General features: G+C 69.1%; 13 protein-coding genes. 5 read left to right on the top strand and 8 right to left on the bottom strand.

Going from position 1 to position 17,284, the window contains the following annotated elements:
* Window positions 1-44: 44 nt before the first annotated feature.
* The 4 genes from ASE56_RS10870 to ASE56_RS10885 all read right to left on the bottom strand — a co-directional run bounded on the left by ASE56_RS10870 (window position 45) and on the right by ASE56_RS10885 (window position 6,568).
* Window positions 45-3,554 (bottom strand): error-prone DNA polymerase, encoded by a 3,510-nt coding sequence (locus tag ASE56_RS10870; RefSeq protein WP_056229134.1) that lies wholly within the window; start codon window positions 3,552-3,554, stop codon window positions 45-47.
* Window positions 3,555-3,593: 39 nt separating this feature from the next.
* Window positions 3,594-5,138, bottom strand: a complete 1,545-nt coding sequence (locus ASE56_RS10875; protein ID WP_056229836.1) for a DNA polymerase Y family protein — start codon at window positions 5,136-5,138, stop codon at window positions 3,594-3,596.
* Window positions 5,138-5,794 (bottom strand): hypothetical protein, encoded by a 657-nt coding sequence (locus tag ASE56_RS10880; protein ID WP_235556989.1) that lies wholly within the window; start codon window positions 5,792-5,794, stop codon window positions 5,138-5,140. Before ASE56_RS10880 ends, ASE56_RS10875 begins: the two co-directional genes overlap by 1 nt.
* A gap of 216 nt (window positions 5,795-6,010) precedes the next feature.
* A complete protein-coding gene (locus tag ASE56_RS10885) occupies window positions 6,011-6,568 on the bottom strand; it encodes a cysteine hydrolase family protein (RefSeq protein ID WP_082450560.1) in 558 nt (185 codons plus the stop codon).
* A gap of 226 nt (window positions 6,569-6,794) precedes the next feature.
* Here ASE56_RS10885 and ASE56_RS10890 point away from each other — a divergent pair, with 226 nt between their 5' ends.
* The 4 genes from ASE56_RS10890 to opgC are packed head-to-tail and all read left to right on the top strand — an operon-like array spanning window position 6,795 to window position 11,940.
* Window positions 6,795-8,711 (top strand): glycosyltransferase family 2 protein, encoded by a 1,917-nt coding sequence (locus ASE56_RS10890; RefSeq protein WP_235556990.1) that lies wholly within the window; start codon window positions 6,795-6,797, stop codon window positions 8,709-8,711.
* Between the two features lies 1 nt (window position 8,712).
* Window positions 8,713-9,048: an STAS domain-containing protein gene (locus tag ASE56_RS10895; RefSeq protein WP_056229140.1), complete on the top strand. Its 336-nt coding sequence runs from the start codon at window positions 8,713-8,715 to the stop codon at window positions 9,046-9,048.
* Window positions 9,041-9,457 (top strand): ATP-binding protein, encoded by a 417-nt coding sequence (locus ASE56_RS10900; RefSeq protein WP_056229143.1) that lies wholly within the window; start codon window positions 9,041-9,043, stop codon window positions 9,455-9,457. Before ASE56_RS10895 ends, ASE56_RS10900 begins: the two co-directional genes overlap by 8 nt.
* Window positions 9,454-11,940: an OpgC domain-containing protein gene (gene opgC / locus ASE56_RS10905; RefSeq protein WP_056229147.1), complete on the top strand. Its 2,487-nt coding sequence runs from the start codon at window positions 9,454-9,456 to the stop codon at window positions 11,938-11,940. The genes ASE56_RS10900 and opgC overlap by 4 nt, the downstream gene beginning before the upstream one ends.
* A 75-nt stretch (window positions 11,941-12,015) precedes the next feature.
* On the opposite strand, the gene ASE56_RS10910 is transcribed toward opgC, so the two are convergent.
* The 4 genes from ASE56_RS10910 to ASE56_RS10925 form a co-directional block, all read right to left on the bottom strand.
* The gene (locus ASE56_RS10910) at window positions 12,016-13,176 is read right to left on the bottom strand and encodes a PP2C family protein-serine/threonine phosphatase (RefSeq protein WP_056229151.1); all 1,161 of its coding nucleotides are present in this window, start codon (window positions 13,174-13,176) and stop codon (window positions 12,016-12,018) included.
* A 179-nt stretch (window positions 13,177-13,355) separates the two neighbouring features.
* Window positions 13,356-13,853, bottom strand: a complete 498-nt coding sequence (locus tag ASE56_RS10915) for an HNH endonuclease (protein ID WP_056229154.1) — start codon at window positions 13,851-13,853, stop codon at window positions 13,356-13,358.
* A 338-nt stretch (window positions 13,854-14,191) separates the two neighbouring features.
* Window positions 14,192-15,112, bottom strand: a complete 921-nt coding sequence (locus tag ASE56_RS10920) for a M23 family metallopeptidase (protein ID WP_074696661.1) — start codon at window positions 15,110-15,112, stop codon at window positions 14,192-14,194.
* A gap of 239 nt (window positions 15,113-15,351) precedes the next feature.
* Window positions 15,352-16,050: a metal-dependent transcriptional regulator gene (locus ASE56_RS10925; protein WP_056229158.1), complete on the bottom strand. Its 699-nt coding sequence runs from the start codon at window positions 16,048-16,050 to the stop codon at window positions 15,352-15,354.
* A 99-nt stretch (window positions 16,051-16,149) separates the two neighbouring features.
* Here ASE56_RS10925 and serC point away from each other — a divergent pair, with 99 nt between their 5' ends.
* On the top strand, window positions 16,150-17,271 hold the full coding sequence (gene serC / locus ASE56_RS10930) for a phosphoserine transaminase (RefSeq protein WP_056229162.1): 1,122 nt from the start codon (window positions 16,150-16,152) through the stop codon (window positions 17,269-17,271).
* The last annotated feature ends 13 nt before the right edge of the window (window positions 17,272-17,284 follow it).

A 17,284-nucleotide genomic window follows, 5' to 3' on the forward strand; every position in this document is an offset into this window, starting at 1 on the left:
CGGAACCGGGCGAGATGGCCCGAGTCTAGTGATGGCATCCGACGTCATCGGAAGTCTCGCGACGCGTGGGACACTCCCACGCGCAGATCGGTGAATCCGTCGGCGACCACGTTGGTCACTCCCTCGACCGAGCGCTCGAGCATCCCGCGCACGATGAGAGCGGGTGATTCGCGCGCGACGCGGCGGTATCTGTTCCACACGCCGACCGAGCAGATGATGTTCATCAGGCCGTGTTCGTCTTCGAGGTTGAGGAACGTGATCCCGGATGCCGTGGCCGGCCGCTGTCGGTGCGTCACGAGCCCCGCCACCTCGATGCGCCGGTCGGTCTCGAAGGTGCGGAGCTCACGCGAGGTCAGCACCCCGCGGGCATCGAGCGCGGCCCGGAAATGGGTGAGCGGATGGTCGTCCGCCGACAGGCCCGTGGCCCACAGGTCGGATGCGAGGATCTCGTAGCTCGACGGGTCGGTGAATAGAGGAGGCTGGACGGCCACCAGGGAGTCGGGGAGGAACTCCGGACGGTCGAGGGCGGCCGACCCCGACAACCAGATCGCCTCGCGCCTCGTGTGCCCGAGGCAGTCGAACGCTCCCGCCGTGGCGAGGGCTTCGAGCTGAGCCGTGACCAATCCCGTCCGCCGAACGAGGTCGCGCAGGTCGCGGTAGTCTCCGCCGTTCTCTCGCTCGTCGACGATGCGCGCGGCGACCTTGGCTCCGATTCCGGTGACGCCGGCCAGCCCGAGACGCACGGCGAAACCCCCGTCGCGGCGATGGGCGAGCGTCTCATCGGCCTCCGCGGGGTCGAACTCCCCCGTCGGCGGCTGGATCGCGTGAGCACACGCCTCGAGCCCGGTCGCCGGCCTCCTCGCCCGCCGCGGCGCCGAACCCGGTGATGCGGACCCCGCGGCATCCGCCCCTCTCGCCGTCCCCGCGGCATTCGTCCGCTCCGATCCCCTCTCGCTGTCCGTGTCGTCCACGGGTTCGAGGGTCGCCTCGACCCCCGAGCGCAGCAGATCGGGCCGACGTACCTGCACCCCGTGCCGGCGGGCATCGGCGGTGAGTGTGGCGGGCGAGTAGAACCCCATGGGCTGTGCGCGCAGGAGCCCGGCGAGGAAGGCGGCCGGGTAGTGCAGCTTGATCCATGAGCTGGCGTAGACCAGAAGAGCGAACGACAGCGAATGCGACTCCGCGAAACCGAAGTTCGCGAAGGCCTGGATCTTGGCGTAGAGCTCGTCGGCGACCTGCCCCACCAGGCCGTTCTCGGCCATGCCCGCGTAGAGCGTCTCCCGCAAGGAGTCGATCCGCTCCAGTCCACGCTTGGATCCCATGGCGCGACGCAGCAGATCGGCGTCTTCGGCGGAGCAGTTGCCGATGGCCACGGCCATCTGCATGAGTTGTTCTTGGAACACCGGTACTCCCATCGTGCGTGAGAGCACCGGCTCGAGCTTGGGGTGCACGTAGGTGATCGGCTCCTGGCCGAGCTTGCGGCGCACGAACGGGTGGACGGCCCCGCCCTGGATCGGGCCGGGGCGGATGAGGGCGATCTGCACCACGAGGTCGTAGAACTTGCGGGGCTGCAACCGGGGCAGAAGACCCATCTGCGCGCGCGACTCCACCTGGAACACCCCGATCGAATCCGCACGGCAGAGCATGTCGTACACCGCCTTCTCTTCCTTCGGCAGAGTCGACAGCTCCCACTCCTCCCCCGTGGCGTCGCGGATCAGGTCGAAGCAGTACTGCAGGGCCGCGAGCATGCCGAGGCCCAGGAGGTCGAACTTGACCAGCCCCATCCACGCGGCATCGTCCTTGTCCCACTGGATCACCGTGCGGTTCTCCATCCGCGCGTGCTCGATGGGGACGACCTCGCCCACCGGGCGGTCGGTGAGCACCATTCCCCCGGAGTGGATGCCGAGGTGTCGCGGCGCCTTCAACAGCTCCGACGCGAACTCGATGACCTGGTCGGGGATGTCGTGATCGGCTCCGCTCTCGAGGGTGGCTCCCCACCGCTCGACCTGCTTCGACCAGGCATCCTGCTGGCCCGGGGAGTGCCCGAGCGCACGGGCCATGTCGCGCACGGCGTTCTTCGGGCGGTACTGGATCACGTTCGCGACCTGCGCCGCTCGTTCACGCCCGTATTCGCCGTAGACCCACTGGATGATCTCTTCGCGACGGTCGGAGTCGAAGTCGACGTCGATGTCGGGCTCTTCGTCGCGCAGGCTCGAGAGGAACCGCTCGAACGGCAGCTTGTAGAAGATCGAGTCGACGGCGGTGATGTCGAGCAGGTAGCAGACGGCGCTGTTGGCCGCCGACCCCCGCCCCTGACACAGGATGCCGCGCCGCCGCGCCTCGGCCACGATGCCGTAGACGATGAGGAAGTAGCCCGGGAAGTCCTTCATCTCGATGACCTCGAGCTCGCGTTCGATGCGCCGCCGGTCGTCGTCGGACAGATTTGGGTACTTGCGAGGTACGGCCGCCCAGACCAGGTGCCGCAGCCACGACATGGGCGTGTGCCCCTCGGGCACCTTCTGCTTCGGCAGGGCGGGCTTGGCCCGCCGTAACGGAAAAGCGATCTCATCGGCGAGCTCGACCGTGCGCGCCACCGCTCCCGGGTAGCGCCGGAACCGCGCCGCCATCTCGACGCCCGAACGCAGATGCGCCCCGGCGTGGGAGGGGAGCCAGCCGTCGAGCTCATCGAGGCCGCGGTTCGCCCGCACCGCGGCGACGGCGGCGGCCAACAGCTCCTTCTGCGGAGCGGCGTAGTGCACGTTGTTGGTGGCGAGGATCGGCAACCCTCGCTCGGCGGCGAGCGCGGCCAGGACGTCGTTGCGGCGCGAGTCGAGCGGATCGCCGTGATCCATCAGCTCGACATAGATCGCCTCGGCGCCGAACAGGTCGACGAGGGTGTCGAGTTCACGCGCGGCTCCGGCCGGCCCCTCGAAGGCGAGGGCCTGGCGTACCGCCCCCTTGCGGCATCCGGTGAGCACCGCCCACTGCGGGTCGCCCGGTCCCCCGGCTCGTTCGGCGAGGTCTTCGAGGTCGTAGACCGGCCGGCCCTTCTCTGCACCGGTCAGCTGGGCGTGGGTGATGGCGGCGGCGAGGCGGTGATAACCCTCTTCCTGGCGGGCGAGGACGAGCAGGTGCGAGCCGGTCGGGTCCGCCTCCCCGTTCTGGGGGCCGGGGAGCCCGAGCGACAACTCCGCGCCGAAGACGGTGTTCACGGCCCGCTGTTCGGCCGCCTCGGCGAATCGTACGATGCCGTAGAAGCCGTCGTGGTCGGTGAGGGCGAGGGCGTGCAACCCCAAGCGCTCGGCCTCTTCGACGAGTTCTTCGGGTGAGGACGCGCCGTCGAGGAACGAGTAGGACGAGTGCGCGTGGAGCTCGGCGTAGGGCACCGTATCGGTGGGCCGCTCGATCGAGGGCGGTACGTAGGCTCCGCGTTTGTGCGACCAGGCGGGGCTGTCACCGCCGTCGCCGTTCGGCGGTGCGCCGGTGGGTCTGCGGGCGTCGCTGAGCACGCGCTCGAGCTCGGACCACTTCACGGGAGGGTTGGTCCATCCCATCAGCGCGACCCCTTCTGCGGACCGGGGGTGCGCGGAGCCTCAGTCATAGCGTCCCTCTGCTCTCCACTCGCCCTCTTCGACCACCAGCAACCAGGCACCCCCATCGGTGTCGACCACCTGGAACCGGTGAGCCTTGCGCGCCCGCAGGGCATCCCACCCCCGCTCGCTGATCGGCCACGGACCCGCCCACTCGCTGATGCGGCGTCGCTGCCCGGCGGTCTCGAGGACGGCCGGCGGAGCGCTCAGCACGTCGCGTTCGCCTACTGTGACCGGCGCACCGGCGATGTCGGTGACCCCCACCAGACGCGGCTCCGGATAGACGGTGGCGGGCAGAGGGTCGGGGAGGCTGCCCGGCCACGGCCGCGTCCGCACCTTCTCGGCGATCGCCCGATCACCCCACGGCACGAGCACCTGACGCTCGGCGAGCCAGCGTCCGCCACCGATCGTGGGGGTCACAACGCCGCGGTGGCCGAGCATCGCCTGGACGCGAGAGAGAGCGTGATGCACCCGCTCGTCGGGTCCGGCCCCGAACAGCCCCTTGGCATGGTGCGCTGCGGCGTCGACGGCCTCCGGCTCGATGTGCACCCCCGCGACCCCGCTACCGAAGATGCCCTGCGCGTCTTCGGCGAGCTGCCAGCGCACGCGGTCGACCACCCCGGCGGCGTCGAACGAACCGGGGTGCAGCCACACGCGCTCGCTGCGTTCGCCCCGTTCACCCGTGAGCACGACGCGCAGCTCGGTGCACACCAGATCGTGCACGCCGAGCTGGGCGATGAACTCCTCGGCGGCGACACGCATGCCGAAAGCGACCTGGTCGGCGAGCTCGAGAGGCGGTTCGAACGCGACGTCGCGGTGCAACTCGGGAGGGGGTGTCCGCGGCTGGACCGGCTGCGAATCGAGTCCCCCGGCGAGGGCGTGCAGGCGAACCCCCCTCTCGCCGAACCGTTCCCGCACCCGCTCGACCTGGAGTCCCGCCAGCTCGCCCAGGGTGTGCACTCCCAGTCGAGACAGCAGGCTGCCGAACTCGGCGTCGTCGAGAGTCGCGATCGACAGGGGCGCGAGGAAGGCCCCGGCCCCACCGGGCTCGACGATGCGGACGGGGTCGTCATCAGGTGCCGTCCGAGCCGCCTGCTCCGCGGTGAACACCCCGTCGGCGACACTCGCGCGCACGCCCCCGAACCCGTCGTCGTCGAGCTGCCGGATCAGCATGCGCGCAGCCTCGACCTCACCGCCGTAATAGCGCGCCGGCCCTCGTGCGCGGAGGGCGCAGAGACCGGGCCGGACGACCTGAACGCCGGGAGCGCGCTCCTCGATCCGGGCGACGACCGGGGCGAATGCTCGTGCATCTCGCACGGGATCGGCCGGCACCACCTGCAGTCCCGGGCACAGCGCCTGCGCATCGCGGCGCTTCTGTCCGCGGCGCACGCCCTGCGCCCGGGCGGCCCACGAGCAGGCGACGACGACATTGTGGGAGAACACCGCCACCGCGGCATCCGGCAGAGGAGGGCTCACCGCCTCGTTCGAGAACGCCGTGATGGGCCAGTCGGGGAACCACAGCACGAGGCTGCGCGTGGGGGCCTGCATCATCCCACCGCCCGCACCGGGAAGGCATCGCGCTCGCGCGGAACCAGTCGCTCCGCCGGAGCACCCAGCAGCTCGATCGTCCCGTCTGCGGCGGGCAGCAGCATGCGCGCGCGTCGGGCGTTCGGCGACCGTCGGCTGGTCACGGACACGGTCAGCTCACGCCCGGCGAGGTACCCGTGCCCGTGGCCGAGTCCCGACCACCGCGGATCGGCGACATCGATCACCGCCTCGGCCTGGGGCCAGGCTCCCTGTACGAGCAGGACCGAACCGCGATCGCGTAACCGCGCGGCCAGTCTCGTGGTCTCGGCGCCTCCGCGGGCGGCCGTCGACCCCGAGGGAGGGCGCACCGCCACCACGGGCAGCACTTCGGTGATCGTCGCCGTCACGGCGAGCCACCGGGGACCCGGGTCGGGGATGAACACGAGTCGATCGAGATCGAGACCGTATTTCTCGGCGGCCTCGGCTCCGAGCTCGGGCATGCCGATCACCCCGCACCACGCGCCGTCCTGCGAGGGTCGCGCCATGAGCGCCAGCAGAAGAGACGCCGAGCGGGCCAGCGCGTATGCCGACCCCGACCGCAATCCCCCACCGGGCAGCAGCGAAGAGAAAGCCGGATGCGTCGGCAGGACCGGCGCGTCCATGCGACGCCCCTGCATGCGCTCGAGGCGATCGCGCAGCGCATGGATGTCGGGTACGGCCTGTACCTGGTCTCTCACGATCGCCCTCACTCCCACAGGTTAGAACATCTGTTCGATGACCTCAATCCCTGTGGGTCGAAGATACGATCGACCTCCGACATCGCCCGCACAGCCCCGATCGCGCGCCCGGCAGAGCGCACCGGCTTCCCCGCGTCCCGCCGGTGACAGCCCCGCTCAGACCAGATCGGCCGTCGCCGCGATCCGCGCGAATCCCCCCTGCTGCAGCACGATGGCGGTGTTCGCCATGAGCTCCGCCGCCGTGCGGGTGACGGTACCGAGCCCCGCGACCTCCCCGGTCAGATCGAAGGTGCGCGTGGCATCCAGGACGACCGTCACGTCGTAGCCGAGGTTGCCCGCCATCCGCGCCGTCGTCTCGACGCACATGTTCGTCTGGATGCCGCAGATCACCAGTTCCCGGATGCCGCGCTCGTGCAACCACGCGTTCAGATCGGGATCTCCGTAGAACGCCGAGTTGACGCTCTTCGAGACGACGAGAGCGGCGGGAGCAGCGGCGACCGCGTCGACGAGCCCGTTGCCCTCGGCATCCGGGTGAAGGGGGGAACCGACGGACGCCGACTCATGGCGCACCACGACGATCGGCTCGTCGTCACGACGCCACGCATCGATCAGCGCCGCGACATGCGCCTCGCACTCCGGATTCGCGGTCGGACCCCAGAACGAGAGGTCGTCGAAACCCCGCTGCATGTCGATGACGAGAAGAGCACGAGTCATGGCATCCATTCTCGTCATCCGGGCATGCCTGTCGGCCGAGGAGACGAACTCTCTCGTTTCGACGACACGCGCGTCAAGGACTGTGCGGCCGAACTTCTTCTCAAAGAGGATGAAAAGTAGACGGAAAGGTTCATCAAACGTGATCGTCGAAACCACGATTCGTCGCGACGAACTGCGACGAGAGGCTCGGCGTCGAGAGCTGACGAAGGCGCGGCGTCTCGCTCTCGTGCGCATCATCGTGATCCTGTCCGCCGCCACGGGATTGAACTACATCGCGTGGCGCTGGCTCGCCTCGGTGAACTGGGAGTCCTGGTGGATCGCGGTGCCCCTCGTCCTGGCCGAGACCTACAGCCTCATCGACTCCCTCCTGTTCGGGCTCGGTGCGTGGCGCCTGCGCGAGCGTCACGACGCTCCCCCACTCCGGCGCGACGTCACGGTCGACGTACTCGTGACCACCTACAACGAGCCGCTCGAGCTCGTCATGCACACCGCCCGCGCGGCGAAGGCGATCCGCTACCCCCACGAGACGTGGATCCTCGACGACGGCGACCGCCCCGAGCTGCGCGCCCTGGCCGAAGCCGAAGGCATCGGCGTCGTCACCCGCTCGGAGGCGTGGCGCGATCGGCCGCGCCACGCGAAAGCGGGCAACCTCAACAACGCGCTCATGGTCACCGAGGGCGAGTTCCTGCTGATCCTCGACGCGGACCAGGTACCCGCCCCCGACATCCTCGACCGCACGCTCGGCTGGTTCGAAGACGACAGCGTCGCGCTGGTCCAGACACCCCAGTGGTTCGTGAACGTGCCCGTGAGCGATCCACTGGGAAGTCAGGCTCCTCTGTTCTATGGACCGATCCAGCAGTCCAAGGATGGCTGGAACGCCGCCTTCTTCTGCGGATCGAACGCGATCCTCCGCCGCGAGGCCATGATGCAACTCGGCGTCTCGCGCTACGTCGGCGAGGTCACGCTCGCGGTGAACCGCGGCATCCGCTCCTCTCGCCGGGTCCTGGCCCGCGCCCGTCGCGAACACGTCTCCGACCCGCGCATCACGGCGTCCCTCGACGCCGTCGCGCGCGCCCTCGACGACCTGAAAGCCGGCATCGCCCGCGGAGACGCCCTCGCGGATCTCACCTTCGCCTTCCAGCGACGCATCGTCGAGGTCCGCCGAGATCTCGCCGATCAGGACATCGCGAGCGTGCGCGCCGAACTCGCCGAGCTGGCCGAGGTCACCGGCGATCCCGCCGCCCTGGCCGCGATCGACGACCTCGCCCTCGACGCCCTCGGGGAACGGAGTTTGTCGCCGCTGGCCGCGGTGGAGTCGGTGAGCATGCTCGTGGACTCCTTCGACGTCGGCCGGGAGGAAGAGGCCCAGGCGATCATGCCCCTGGCCACGATCTCGGTCACCGAGGACATGGCGACCTCGATGCGACTGCACGGGCTCGGATGGAAGTCCGTCTACCACGACGAGGTCCTCGCGAAGGGACTCGCTCCCGAGGACCTCCCCACGATGCTCACCCAGCGCCTGCGCTGGGCGCAGGGCACCATGCAGGTCATGTTCCGCGAGAACCCGCTCGTGCAGAAGGGCCTCAACTGGGGTCAGCGTCTGATGTATTTCGGCACGATGTGGAGCTACCTGTCCGGATTCGCCGCGATCGTCTACGTGGCGGCCCCGGTGCTCTATCTCTCGTTCGGGGTGATGCCCGTTCAGGCGTGGAGCGTGGATTTCTTCGCCCGCTTCATTCCGTTCTTCGTCATCAACCAGGTGCTGTTCCTCGTGGTCGCCAACGGTCGTCCCACGTGGCGCGGCGCGCAGTACTCGCTGGCGCTGTTCCCCGTCTGGATCCGCGCGGTGACCAGCGCGTTCGACAACGTGTACCGCGGTCGCTCGCTCGGCTTCTCGGTGACGCCGAAGACGCGGTCGCTCGAGAACCGCCCGCGTTGGGACCTGGTCAAGCCGCAGCTGTGGGTGATGGGCGCGATGGTGGCTTCCCTCGGGGTCGTGGCCATCCGCTACGCCGCGGGTCAGGCCGAGGGCATCGCTCCCCTCATCAACATCGCGTGGGTTCTGTACGACCTCGCCGTCTTCAGCATCATCGTGCGCGCGGTGCTGTATTCCGCCTCCGACCACCAACCGAAGGGTTACTGACATGCTTCAGGTAGACATCGACACCCGCGACGGCGGCACGGTCGTCATCCCCCGCGGCCGGCTCACCATGGTGTCGGCGAAATCGTTCCGCGAGACCGTGACCGCCGAAATCGACCGCGGGGCGGGCGAGATCGTCGTGGTGGATCTTTCGCAGACCGAGTTCGTCGACTCGTCAGGACTCGGCGCTCTGGTGGCCTGCCTGAAGACCGCGCGGCAGTCAGGGGGCGACCTGCGCTTGGCTGCTCCCTCGGAGCAGGTCACGATGGTGCTCGGCCTGACCAACCTCGACCGCGTGCTGCGTCCGCGCCCGAGCGTCGATGAGGCCCTTCGTGACTGACTTCACGGCCCACCGCTCGCTCGAGGCCACCGTCGCGCCCGCGAGCCTGGAAGCGGTCTTCGCGCTGCTGGCCGAATGGTGGCCCGAGGTCGGCGACCTGCCCGACACGACGCGTTTCGGGTTCGAGACCGCCGTCATCGAGATCGCGGGCAACATCGTCGAGCACTCTCGCGGGGCTGCCGACGAACGCCGTTTCACCCTGGAGCTGTTCGCGGATGCCGAGGTGCTCCGTGCGACGTTCCGCGATGACGGCGATCCTCCCCTGCTGGACCTGGATGCCGTGCGCATGGCCGACGAGGACGAGGTCAGCGGCCGCGGCCTTGCGCTGGCCCGCGCGAGCGTCGACGAGGTCGCCCTCGATCGCGACGGTGACCGGAACGTGTGGACCCTGGAGTCGAGAAGAACGTGAAGCGAGTCGGACAGCGGGTCGCGGCGGCTCTGGGGCTCGCCGTCGGGATCCTTCTGACCGTGGTGGCCCCGGCCGCCGCTGCCGTCCCCGCGGACGACGGCGTATGGTTCGGAGCTGAGCTCAACTGGGGTGACGACGGGCCCGACGGGTACCGCGGGCGCCTGGGCGAGCAGCCGGCCATGTACTCCGTCCGCCTGTCCTATCCGCTCGATGACCGGGCACTCGCCGAGTGGCAGCGCGCCGCGACGCAGGTCGCCGGCCAGGGCGCCGCCCTGGTCCTCACCCTCGAGCCCTCGGTCGCCCTCGACAGGCTCACCGACGCCGACGCGGCCGAGCTGAACTCCCGGCTCGAGGACTACCGCTCGCGGGACGACGCGGTGCAGCTCGTGCGCTTCGCCCCCGAGATGAACGGGTCGTGGGTGTCGTGGGGCCAGCAGCCGACTGCCTACGTCCGCGCGTTCGAACGCGTGGCCGAGAAGATCCACGCGGGCTCCTCCCAGGCCGAGACCGTGTGGAGTCCGTCTTACGCTGCGGGGTACCCCTTCGAACGCGCCGACGGTCGTCTCGACAGCCTCACGGCCGGCGACCGCGTCACCCTCGACACCGACGGAGACGGGCTCCTCACCGAGTCGGACGACCCCTACGGGCCGTACTTCCCCGACCCCGACGCGGTCGACCGTGTCGGGCTGTCGATCTACTACTTCGGGAAGGGCGAATCAGCGGCCGCCGCCGGACGCGACGTGCCGCTCGAGACCAACTCGGCACCCGAGGATGGCGAGGTCGCCGCGCGGTTGAACGAGAGGTGGGGCTACACCACCGGGCAGGGGTCGTCGTTCTACGACCGGTTCGCCGTCGGCGAGAACAAGCCCATGCTCCTCGACACGGGGGCGCTCTACGACTTCTCCCGTGAGGGCGACACCGAGCTCGCGGTCAAGCAGGGCTGGTGGCGGCAGGTCCTCGCCGAGCTCCCCGACCACCCGCTGCTCACCGGCGTCACATGGCTCGAAGTCGTCCGCGCGGAAGCGGAGGCCGGGGGCCAGGTCGTCGACTGGCGAGCGACCGCCCGGGGCGAACTGGCGGGGTCGCTTCGGGCCGACCTCGACGGCACGGGACTGATCAGCTGGGGGCCGGTCACCACCGTCATCACCTCCGAGCAAGCCTCCGCGGCGACCGTCCAGGTCCGCCAGGGCGGCGCCGAGCCGAACGACGAGATGAACTGGATCACCGGCAGCGCAGCGGTGCTGGCCGTGGCTTTCCTGGCATCCGGGATCGTGGGGCGCGCCCTGCCGAAATGGCGCTACGACGACTCCTCCGCCAGCCGCGATCTGCGCATCGACATGGTGCGCGGGTTCATCATCGTGGTCGTGGTGGTCACCCACATCGAGGTGACGAGCCCCTTCGCCTACGCGTCGTTGAAGGCCGTCGGCGCCATCACCGGTGCCGAGCTCTTCGTCCTGCTCAGCGGGATCGTGCTGGGGATGGTGTTCCCCGCCGCCATCAAACGCGGGGGCGAGTGGGCGGCTGCGCTCGCCGCCTGGGGGCGTGCGCGCAAGCAGTACCTCGTCGCCCTGGCCGTCATCCTGACGATCTTCGCCCTCGGTTTCATCCCGTTCGTGGACACCACCGCGATCTCGACGTTCACCGACCGCGGCACGGGTGAGGGCGGCACCGGCGACAGCGGCCGCGTCTACGACCTCTACCCCAATGCTGAACGTCTGCTCGACTACCCGCCGCCCTGGTACGCGGTGCGCCAGTTCCTCCTGCTCGAGATGGGCCCGTGGCCGTTCAACATCATGGGGCTGTTCGTCGTCCTGAGCCTGGCTTATCCGGCGCTCATGTGGCTGATCAAGCGCGGCATGTGGTGGCTCGTCCTCGCCCTCAGCTGGGGGGTCTACGCGACGCACTATCTGGCGCCCGGCGCCCTCAGCCTGCCGTCGCAGTTCGACGCGGTGTTCCCGCTGGCCCTGTGGCAGGTGCTGTTCACGCACGGTCTGGTCATCGGGTACTACCGGCGCCAGATCATCCGCGCCCTCACCACGGTCCCGGGCAAGATCGGCATCGGCGTATTCGTGGTCGGCTATGCCGGATTCCTCGTGTACCTCTGGGCCGGTCAGACCTATGGATTCACGCCCGTCCCGTTCCCCGCGGACCTCTACGGGTCTCTCTACGAGTCGGGTTATCAGCGCATCTTCCTCGAATGGGGGCGCCTTCTCGACCTCCCCCTCGTGATCGTGTGCTCTTACGCCGTTCTCACGGTGGCGTGGAAACCGCTGTTCAGGAGCATGGGCTGGCTCTGGATCCCCCTCGGCCAGGCGAGCCTGTACGTCTTCATCGTGCACGTCTTCTTCGTGCTGGCCGTCGCCAACATCCCCGGCCTCGACCGGGGAAGCCTCTGGCAGGGCACACTCATCCACAGCGTGGTGATCGGACTCATCCTCTTCATGGTCCGAAAGCGCTTCCTGTTCTCCGTCATCCCCCGCTGACCTCGGGAAGGATTCGGGATACCGTCACCCGGCGGCGACGTTCGACTGGCCGGGGTGATGCGCCGAGGGCGGACGTCAATTCACCGAGAGCACGACCGCGGTGACGTCGTCATCGACCTGGTGCGTCGACACCCTCAGCGCCAAACCGTCGAAGAAACCGTGAGGGTCGCTCGCCGCACGCAGGTCGTCCCCGATCAAGCGCAGGCTCTCGAGGGTGGAGTCGTAGGCGTCCAGGGCACCGTCCGACACGCTCACCAGCAGGTCGCCGCGGCTGACACTCGCTCGCCCGGCCTCCCACTCGACGTCGGCGGGGCGCAACCCGAGCGGGAGGTTCCGCGATGTCAGACGCTCCGAAGATCCGTCGGGATGCAGCACGAGAGTGAGGCCGTGGCCGGCATCGACGTATTCGACTGCGCCGGAGGCGGCGTCTACCACCGCATGGAAAACCGTCGCGAAGGTGTCGCGGTAACGCCCGTCGGAGCGGGCCTCGTCCTCGACCGACAGCATCGCCTGCACGGGCGTCATGTCGCGTCGTTCCTGCAGCGCACGCAGCAGCGTCTCAGCCACGGCCCCTGCCGCCTCGCCCTTGCCCATCACATCGGCGAGCGTCACCACCACTCGCCCGCCCACCTCCTGCCATCCGCTCCGGTCGCCGCTCACGACCCCGTGCGGGATGGCGAGGGATGCCAGTTGCAGGCCGTTCGCCGTGAGGTCTTCCGCTCGCGACGTCCGGTCGGTGAGCGCGTCGTCCTCCCGGGGAACCGAGTCGCTCTGGCGGATCTCCGCTTGCGCCCACCGACCGAGGTGCTCCAGGGAGCGAAGCTGCTCCGGATCGAGCGCACGCGGGTCGGGGTCGAGCAGACACAGCGTTCCGACCGCCTCGCCATCGTCCGTGCGCAACGGGAAGCCGGCGTAGAACCGCATGCCGTACTCGGTCACAGAAGCGATGTCGCGGAACCGCTCGTCGAGCGTCGCATCATCGACCTCCAAGATTCCGTCCTGCGTGACCGTCTCGCCGCAGAACACCGCCTCGCGAGGAGACCGGCCGAAGTGCGTCTCCGGAGGTTGAGACTTCGTGTAGACCTCGTCCTCGTCGACGATGTTCACCAACGCGTAGTCCACGTCGAACATCTCCCGCGCCAGACGGGTGATCCGATCGAAACGCTCCTCGGGGGGCGAGTCCATCAGGCCGATGCGCTCGACGGCGGAGACGGGGCCCTGGGAATCGGTGGTCATCGAGTGCTGCCCTTCGCGTCGCGTGGATCCCGTCGCGGACGACAGGGCCGCGACGCACCGGCGCCCGGGCACCGCGCGAACGACTCGACTCGAGACCGCCCCCACGTCACCGCGGAATCGATCGCGCCGACACTTTCACCCTATCGACGCCCTCTGCCACCGGGCCCGACTTGTCGTTTTCAGGCCGCGAGAGCCAGGTACGGCTCCCACCGCGGATCGCTCTTGTCCACACCGCGCACCGTCCACGACGACCCCCTCGGAGGCGCCGGGACGAGCCGCAGCTCCCACCGCATCTCCTGAGGGGTGCGATCGCCCTTGACGTTGTTGCACAGCAGGCAGCACGCCACGAGGTTCTCCCACGTGTCCTTGCCGCCGCGCGAACGGGGCAGCACGTGATCGATCGTCGACGCGGCCTTGCCGCAGTATCCGCAACGGTGGGCGTCGCGGCGCAGGACCCCTCGACGGGTGACCGGCACCTGGCGGGCCCCCGGAACCCGCACGTAACGGGTCAGGATGATCACCGCCGGGCGATCGTAGGTTCCGTGGGCGGCCCAGACCGGGTCTTCGTCGATGCTCTCGACGACGGTGGCCTTGTCGTTCATCACGAGCACGAGGGCTCGCTTGAACGACACGACCGCGAGGGGCTCGTAGCCCGCGTTCAGCACCAGTGTGCGCATTTCTCGTCCTCTCGAATGGCCGAGACGGCTTCTCGGATGTTCGACTCGCGACGACGGAAGGTGCGAAAGGGTATGAAAAAGGCGCTGTCTAGGCAGACAGCGCCTGGGAGGTCACGGTGAAACCGCGGCATCCGAACACACGATGCCGAAGAACGAGCAGCCCGAGCGCATCCATGGTGCGGATGCGCGGACTGGTGTTCATCGGTATGTCCCTTCGGTTCTTCCGACGTCGCTGACAGGCTAACCCACTGCGACACGCCCGGGGTCGGCCGCGGAGGGAAACAAGAAGCGGCGTGTCGGAGAACGATGTCCTCCGGCACGCCGCCTCGTGTGGAATATCAGCCGGCGTTCTGCTGCAGCCAAGCGTAGGGATCGACGACCGAGCCGTTGATGTGCACCTCGAAGTGGAGGTGGTTGGCGGTCGAGCTGCCCGTCGAGCCGACCAGGCCGATGAGCTGGCCCGGGGCGACGGTCTGTCCGGCCTGCACCTGGCGGCTGCCGTACGTCATGTGACCGTAGGTGGTCGAGACCTTCTGACCGTTGATGACGTGCTCGATCACGATGGCGACACCGTAGCCGCCGTAGCTCTCCTGCGAGACGCTGACGACTCCGCCGGCCGCGGCGAAGATGGGCTGTCCGCCGGGGGCGAGGAGGTCGACTCCCTGGTGGTAGCCGGAGTCCCACAGGCCACGGCCGAGCGTGTAGCTCGTCAGCGGCCAGCGCACCTCACCCGATCCGGGCGCGGTCATGTTGAGGTCGATCGAGCTCACCGACGTCGACGCCTTCGTGGCGTTGGCGGCCAGCTGACGCGCGCGCTCCGCGGCGGCGGCCGCGGCGGCTTCTTGATCCTTCTTCTTCTGGATCTCGTCGGCGGTGGTGGCGGAGTAGCTGCTGCGGTCGAGGGTCTCGGCCGTGGCGTCCGAGGCCACGACGAGCGACTGGTTGTCGGCGGCCGACATCTGCTGGAGCGTCATGGTCTCGGCGGCCGGCATGGTCGCCGCGTATGCGGGGATGGCGACCGTGGCGACGAGCCCGGCGACCATCGAGAGGATGACGGCGCTGCGCAACGGCTTGCCGACGCGACGCGGCGACGAGGCGCTTCGAGCAGGAGCGGTGCGTGCGACGGGTGCGGTCGCGGGGGCCGTGGTCTGCAGGGCGCGACCGGTCGGGCGGGTCACCGCGGCGCGCGCGCTCTTGCGGGTGGGTCCCGTCGCGGCACCTTCGGGTAGGTCCGCTGCGGGCTCGTTGTGTTCAGCCAAAGTTCCTCCGGCGCCTCTGCGTCTTCGGGGACGCTGGCTCGTCAGCACTCGAATGTGGGGCACGATGTGCGGGCTGGGCCCTGCGCGGACGACGAGCCGATGAGGCAAACCGCGAGGGGTCCGACGGCGGGCTTCTCGCCTGTGGACTTTCTGAGGCTACCCGAAGATAACGAACATGTCACGCTTCAGTAACCGCTCCCAGGCGATGCTCGGCCCGGCACCGTCGAACGCGGCCGCGCTCAGTCCTCGGCGACGAGGAAGATGTGCGAGGCGACCTCGACGGGCAGCTCGAGTCCCTCATCGACGAAGTCCATCTGCACGAGCACGTAGCCCTCGTTGAAGCGGTAGTCGCCGTGGGCACCGGGGAGCACTCCCGCGGCCTTGAGCTGCTGCAGCAGTTCGGGGTCGACCTGCGCGGGCTCGGCGAGGCGGCGGACCGTCCCCGAGATGGGGCCGCCCGCATCGGTGAGCTTGCGGACGAGGCCGACGACACCGTCGTCGAAGGTGACGCTGTTGGCGTCGCCGAGCTGGTCGAGACCGGGGATCGGATTGCCGTACGGCGACTCGGTGGGGTGGCCGAGCAGTTCGACGAGGCGACGCTCCACCTGCTCGCTCATGACGTGCTCCCAGCGGCAGGCCTCATCGTGGACGTACGCCCAGTCGAGACCGATGACGTCACTCAGCAGTCGCTCGGCGAGCCGGTGCTTGCGCATCACGTCGACGGCCTTCTGCCGACCGTCGTCGGTCAGCTCGAGGCGACGATCTTCGGAGACTACGACGAGACCGTCGCGCTCCATTCGTCCCACCGTCTGCGAGACGGTCGGACCCGAGTGGCCCAGGCGCTCGGAGATCCGAGCGCGCAGCGGCACGATCTTCTCTTCTTCGAGCTCGAGGATCGTGCGCAGGTACATCTCGGTGGTGTCGATCAGATCGGTCATTCAGGTGTCCTCGATGTCGCGCGGCAAGTCATCCCAGCCTACCGACCCCCTCCGACATGAGCGCGGGGCCCATCCGAGGGTGACCCTAGAATCGGTCCCATGTCGCACGTGGAACTGCCCACCGATCTCCTGCCCGCCGACGGTCGCTTCGGGTGCGGCCCTTCGAAGGTGCGCGGCGCGCAGCTCGAGGCCCTCGTCACCCGCGGAGCCTCGATCCTCGGAACCTCGCACCGTCAGGCGCCCGTGAAGAACCTCGTCGCCAGCACGCGCGAGCGTCTGTCGCAGCTGTTCCGTCTGCCCGAGGGCTACGAGATCATCCTCGGCAACGGCGGATCGACCGCCTTCTGGGATGCCGCCGCCTTCGGCCTGATCGAGAAGCGCAGCCAGAACCTCGTCTTCGGCGAGTTCGGCGGCAAGTTCGCGTCGGCCGCCGCGGCTCCCTGGTTGCAGGCACCCGACGTGCGCAAGGCCGCACCCGGCACCCGCTCGATCGCCGAGGCCGTCGACGGCGTCGACGTCTACGCCTGGCCGCACAACGAGACCTCGACGGGGGTGTCCGCTCCCGTCCAGCGCGTGAACGCCGACGCCGGCGCACTCACCGTCATCGATGCCACCAGCGCCGCCGGCGGCATCAACTTCGACGTCACGCAGGCTGACGTCTACTACTTCGCGCCCCAGAAGAACCTCGGTTCCGACGGCGGCCTCTGGTACGCGGCCGTGTCGCCCGCCGCGATCGAGCGAATCGAGCGGATCGCGGCATCCGACCGCTACATCCCCGAGTTCCTCAGCCTGAAGAACGCGCTCGACAACTCGCGCCTGCAGCAGACGCTCAACACCCCGGCCCTCGCGACGCTCCTCCTGCTCGACGAGCAGCTCGGGTGGATCCTCGACAACGGCGGCCTGTCGTGGGCGGGCGCCCGGACCGCGGAGTCGTCGACGGCCCTGTACGAGTGGGCCGACGCGAGCGAGGTGGCCACCCCCTTTGTGAGCGACCCCGCCGACCGCTCCCCCGTGGTCGTCACCGTCGACTTCGACGACAGCATCGACGCGGCGGCGATCGCGAAGAGCCTCCGCGCGAACGGGATCGTCGACACCGAGCCGTATCGCAAGCTCGGACGCAACCAGCTGCGCGTGGCGACCTTCGTGTCGATCGAGCCCGGCGACGTGCGTCGCCTCATCGGTGCGATCGACTACACGATCGAGCACCTGCCGCGGGCCTGAGCCCCGGAACGAC

This window comes from Microbacterium sp. Leaf203 (assembly GCF_001421275.1).
In the GTDB taxonomy this organism is placed as follows: Bacteria; Actinomycetota; Actinomycetes; order Actinomycetales; family Microbacteriaceae; genus Microbacterium; species Microbacterium testaceum_A.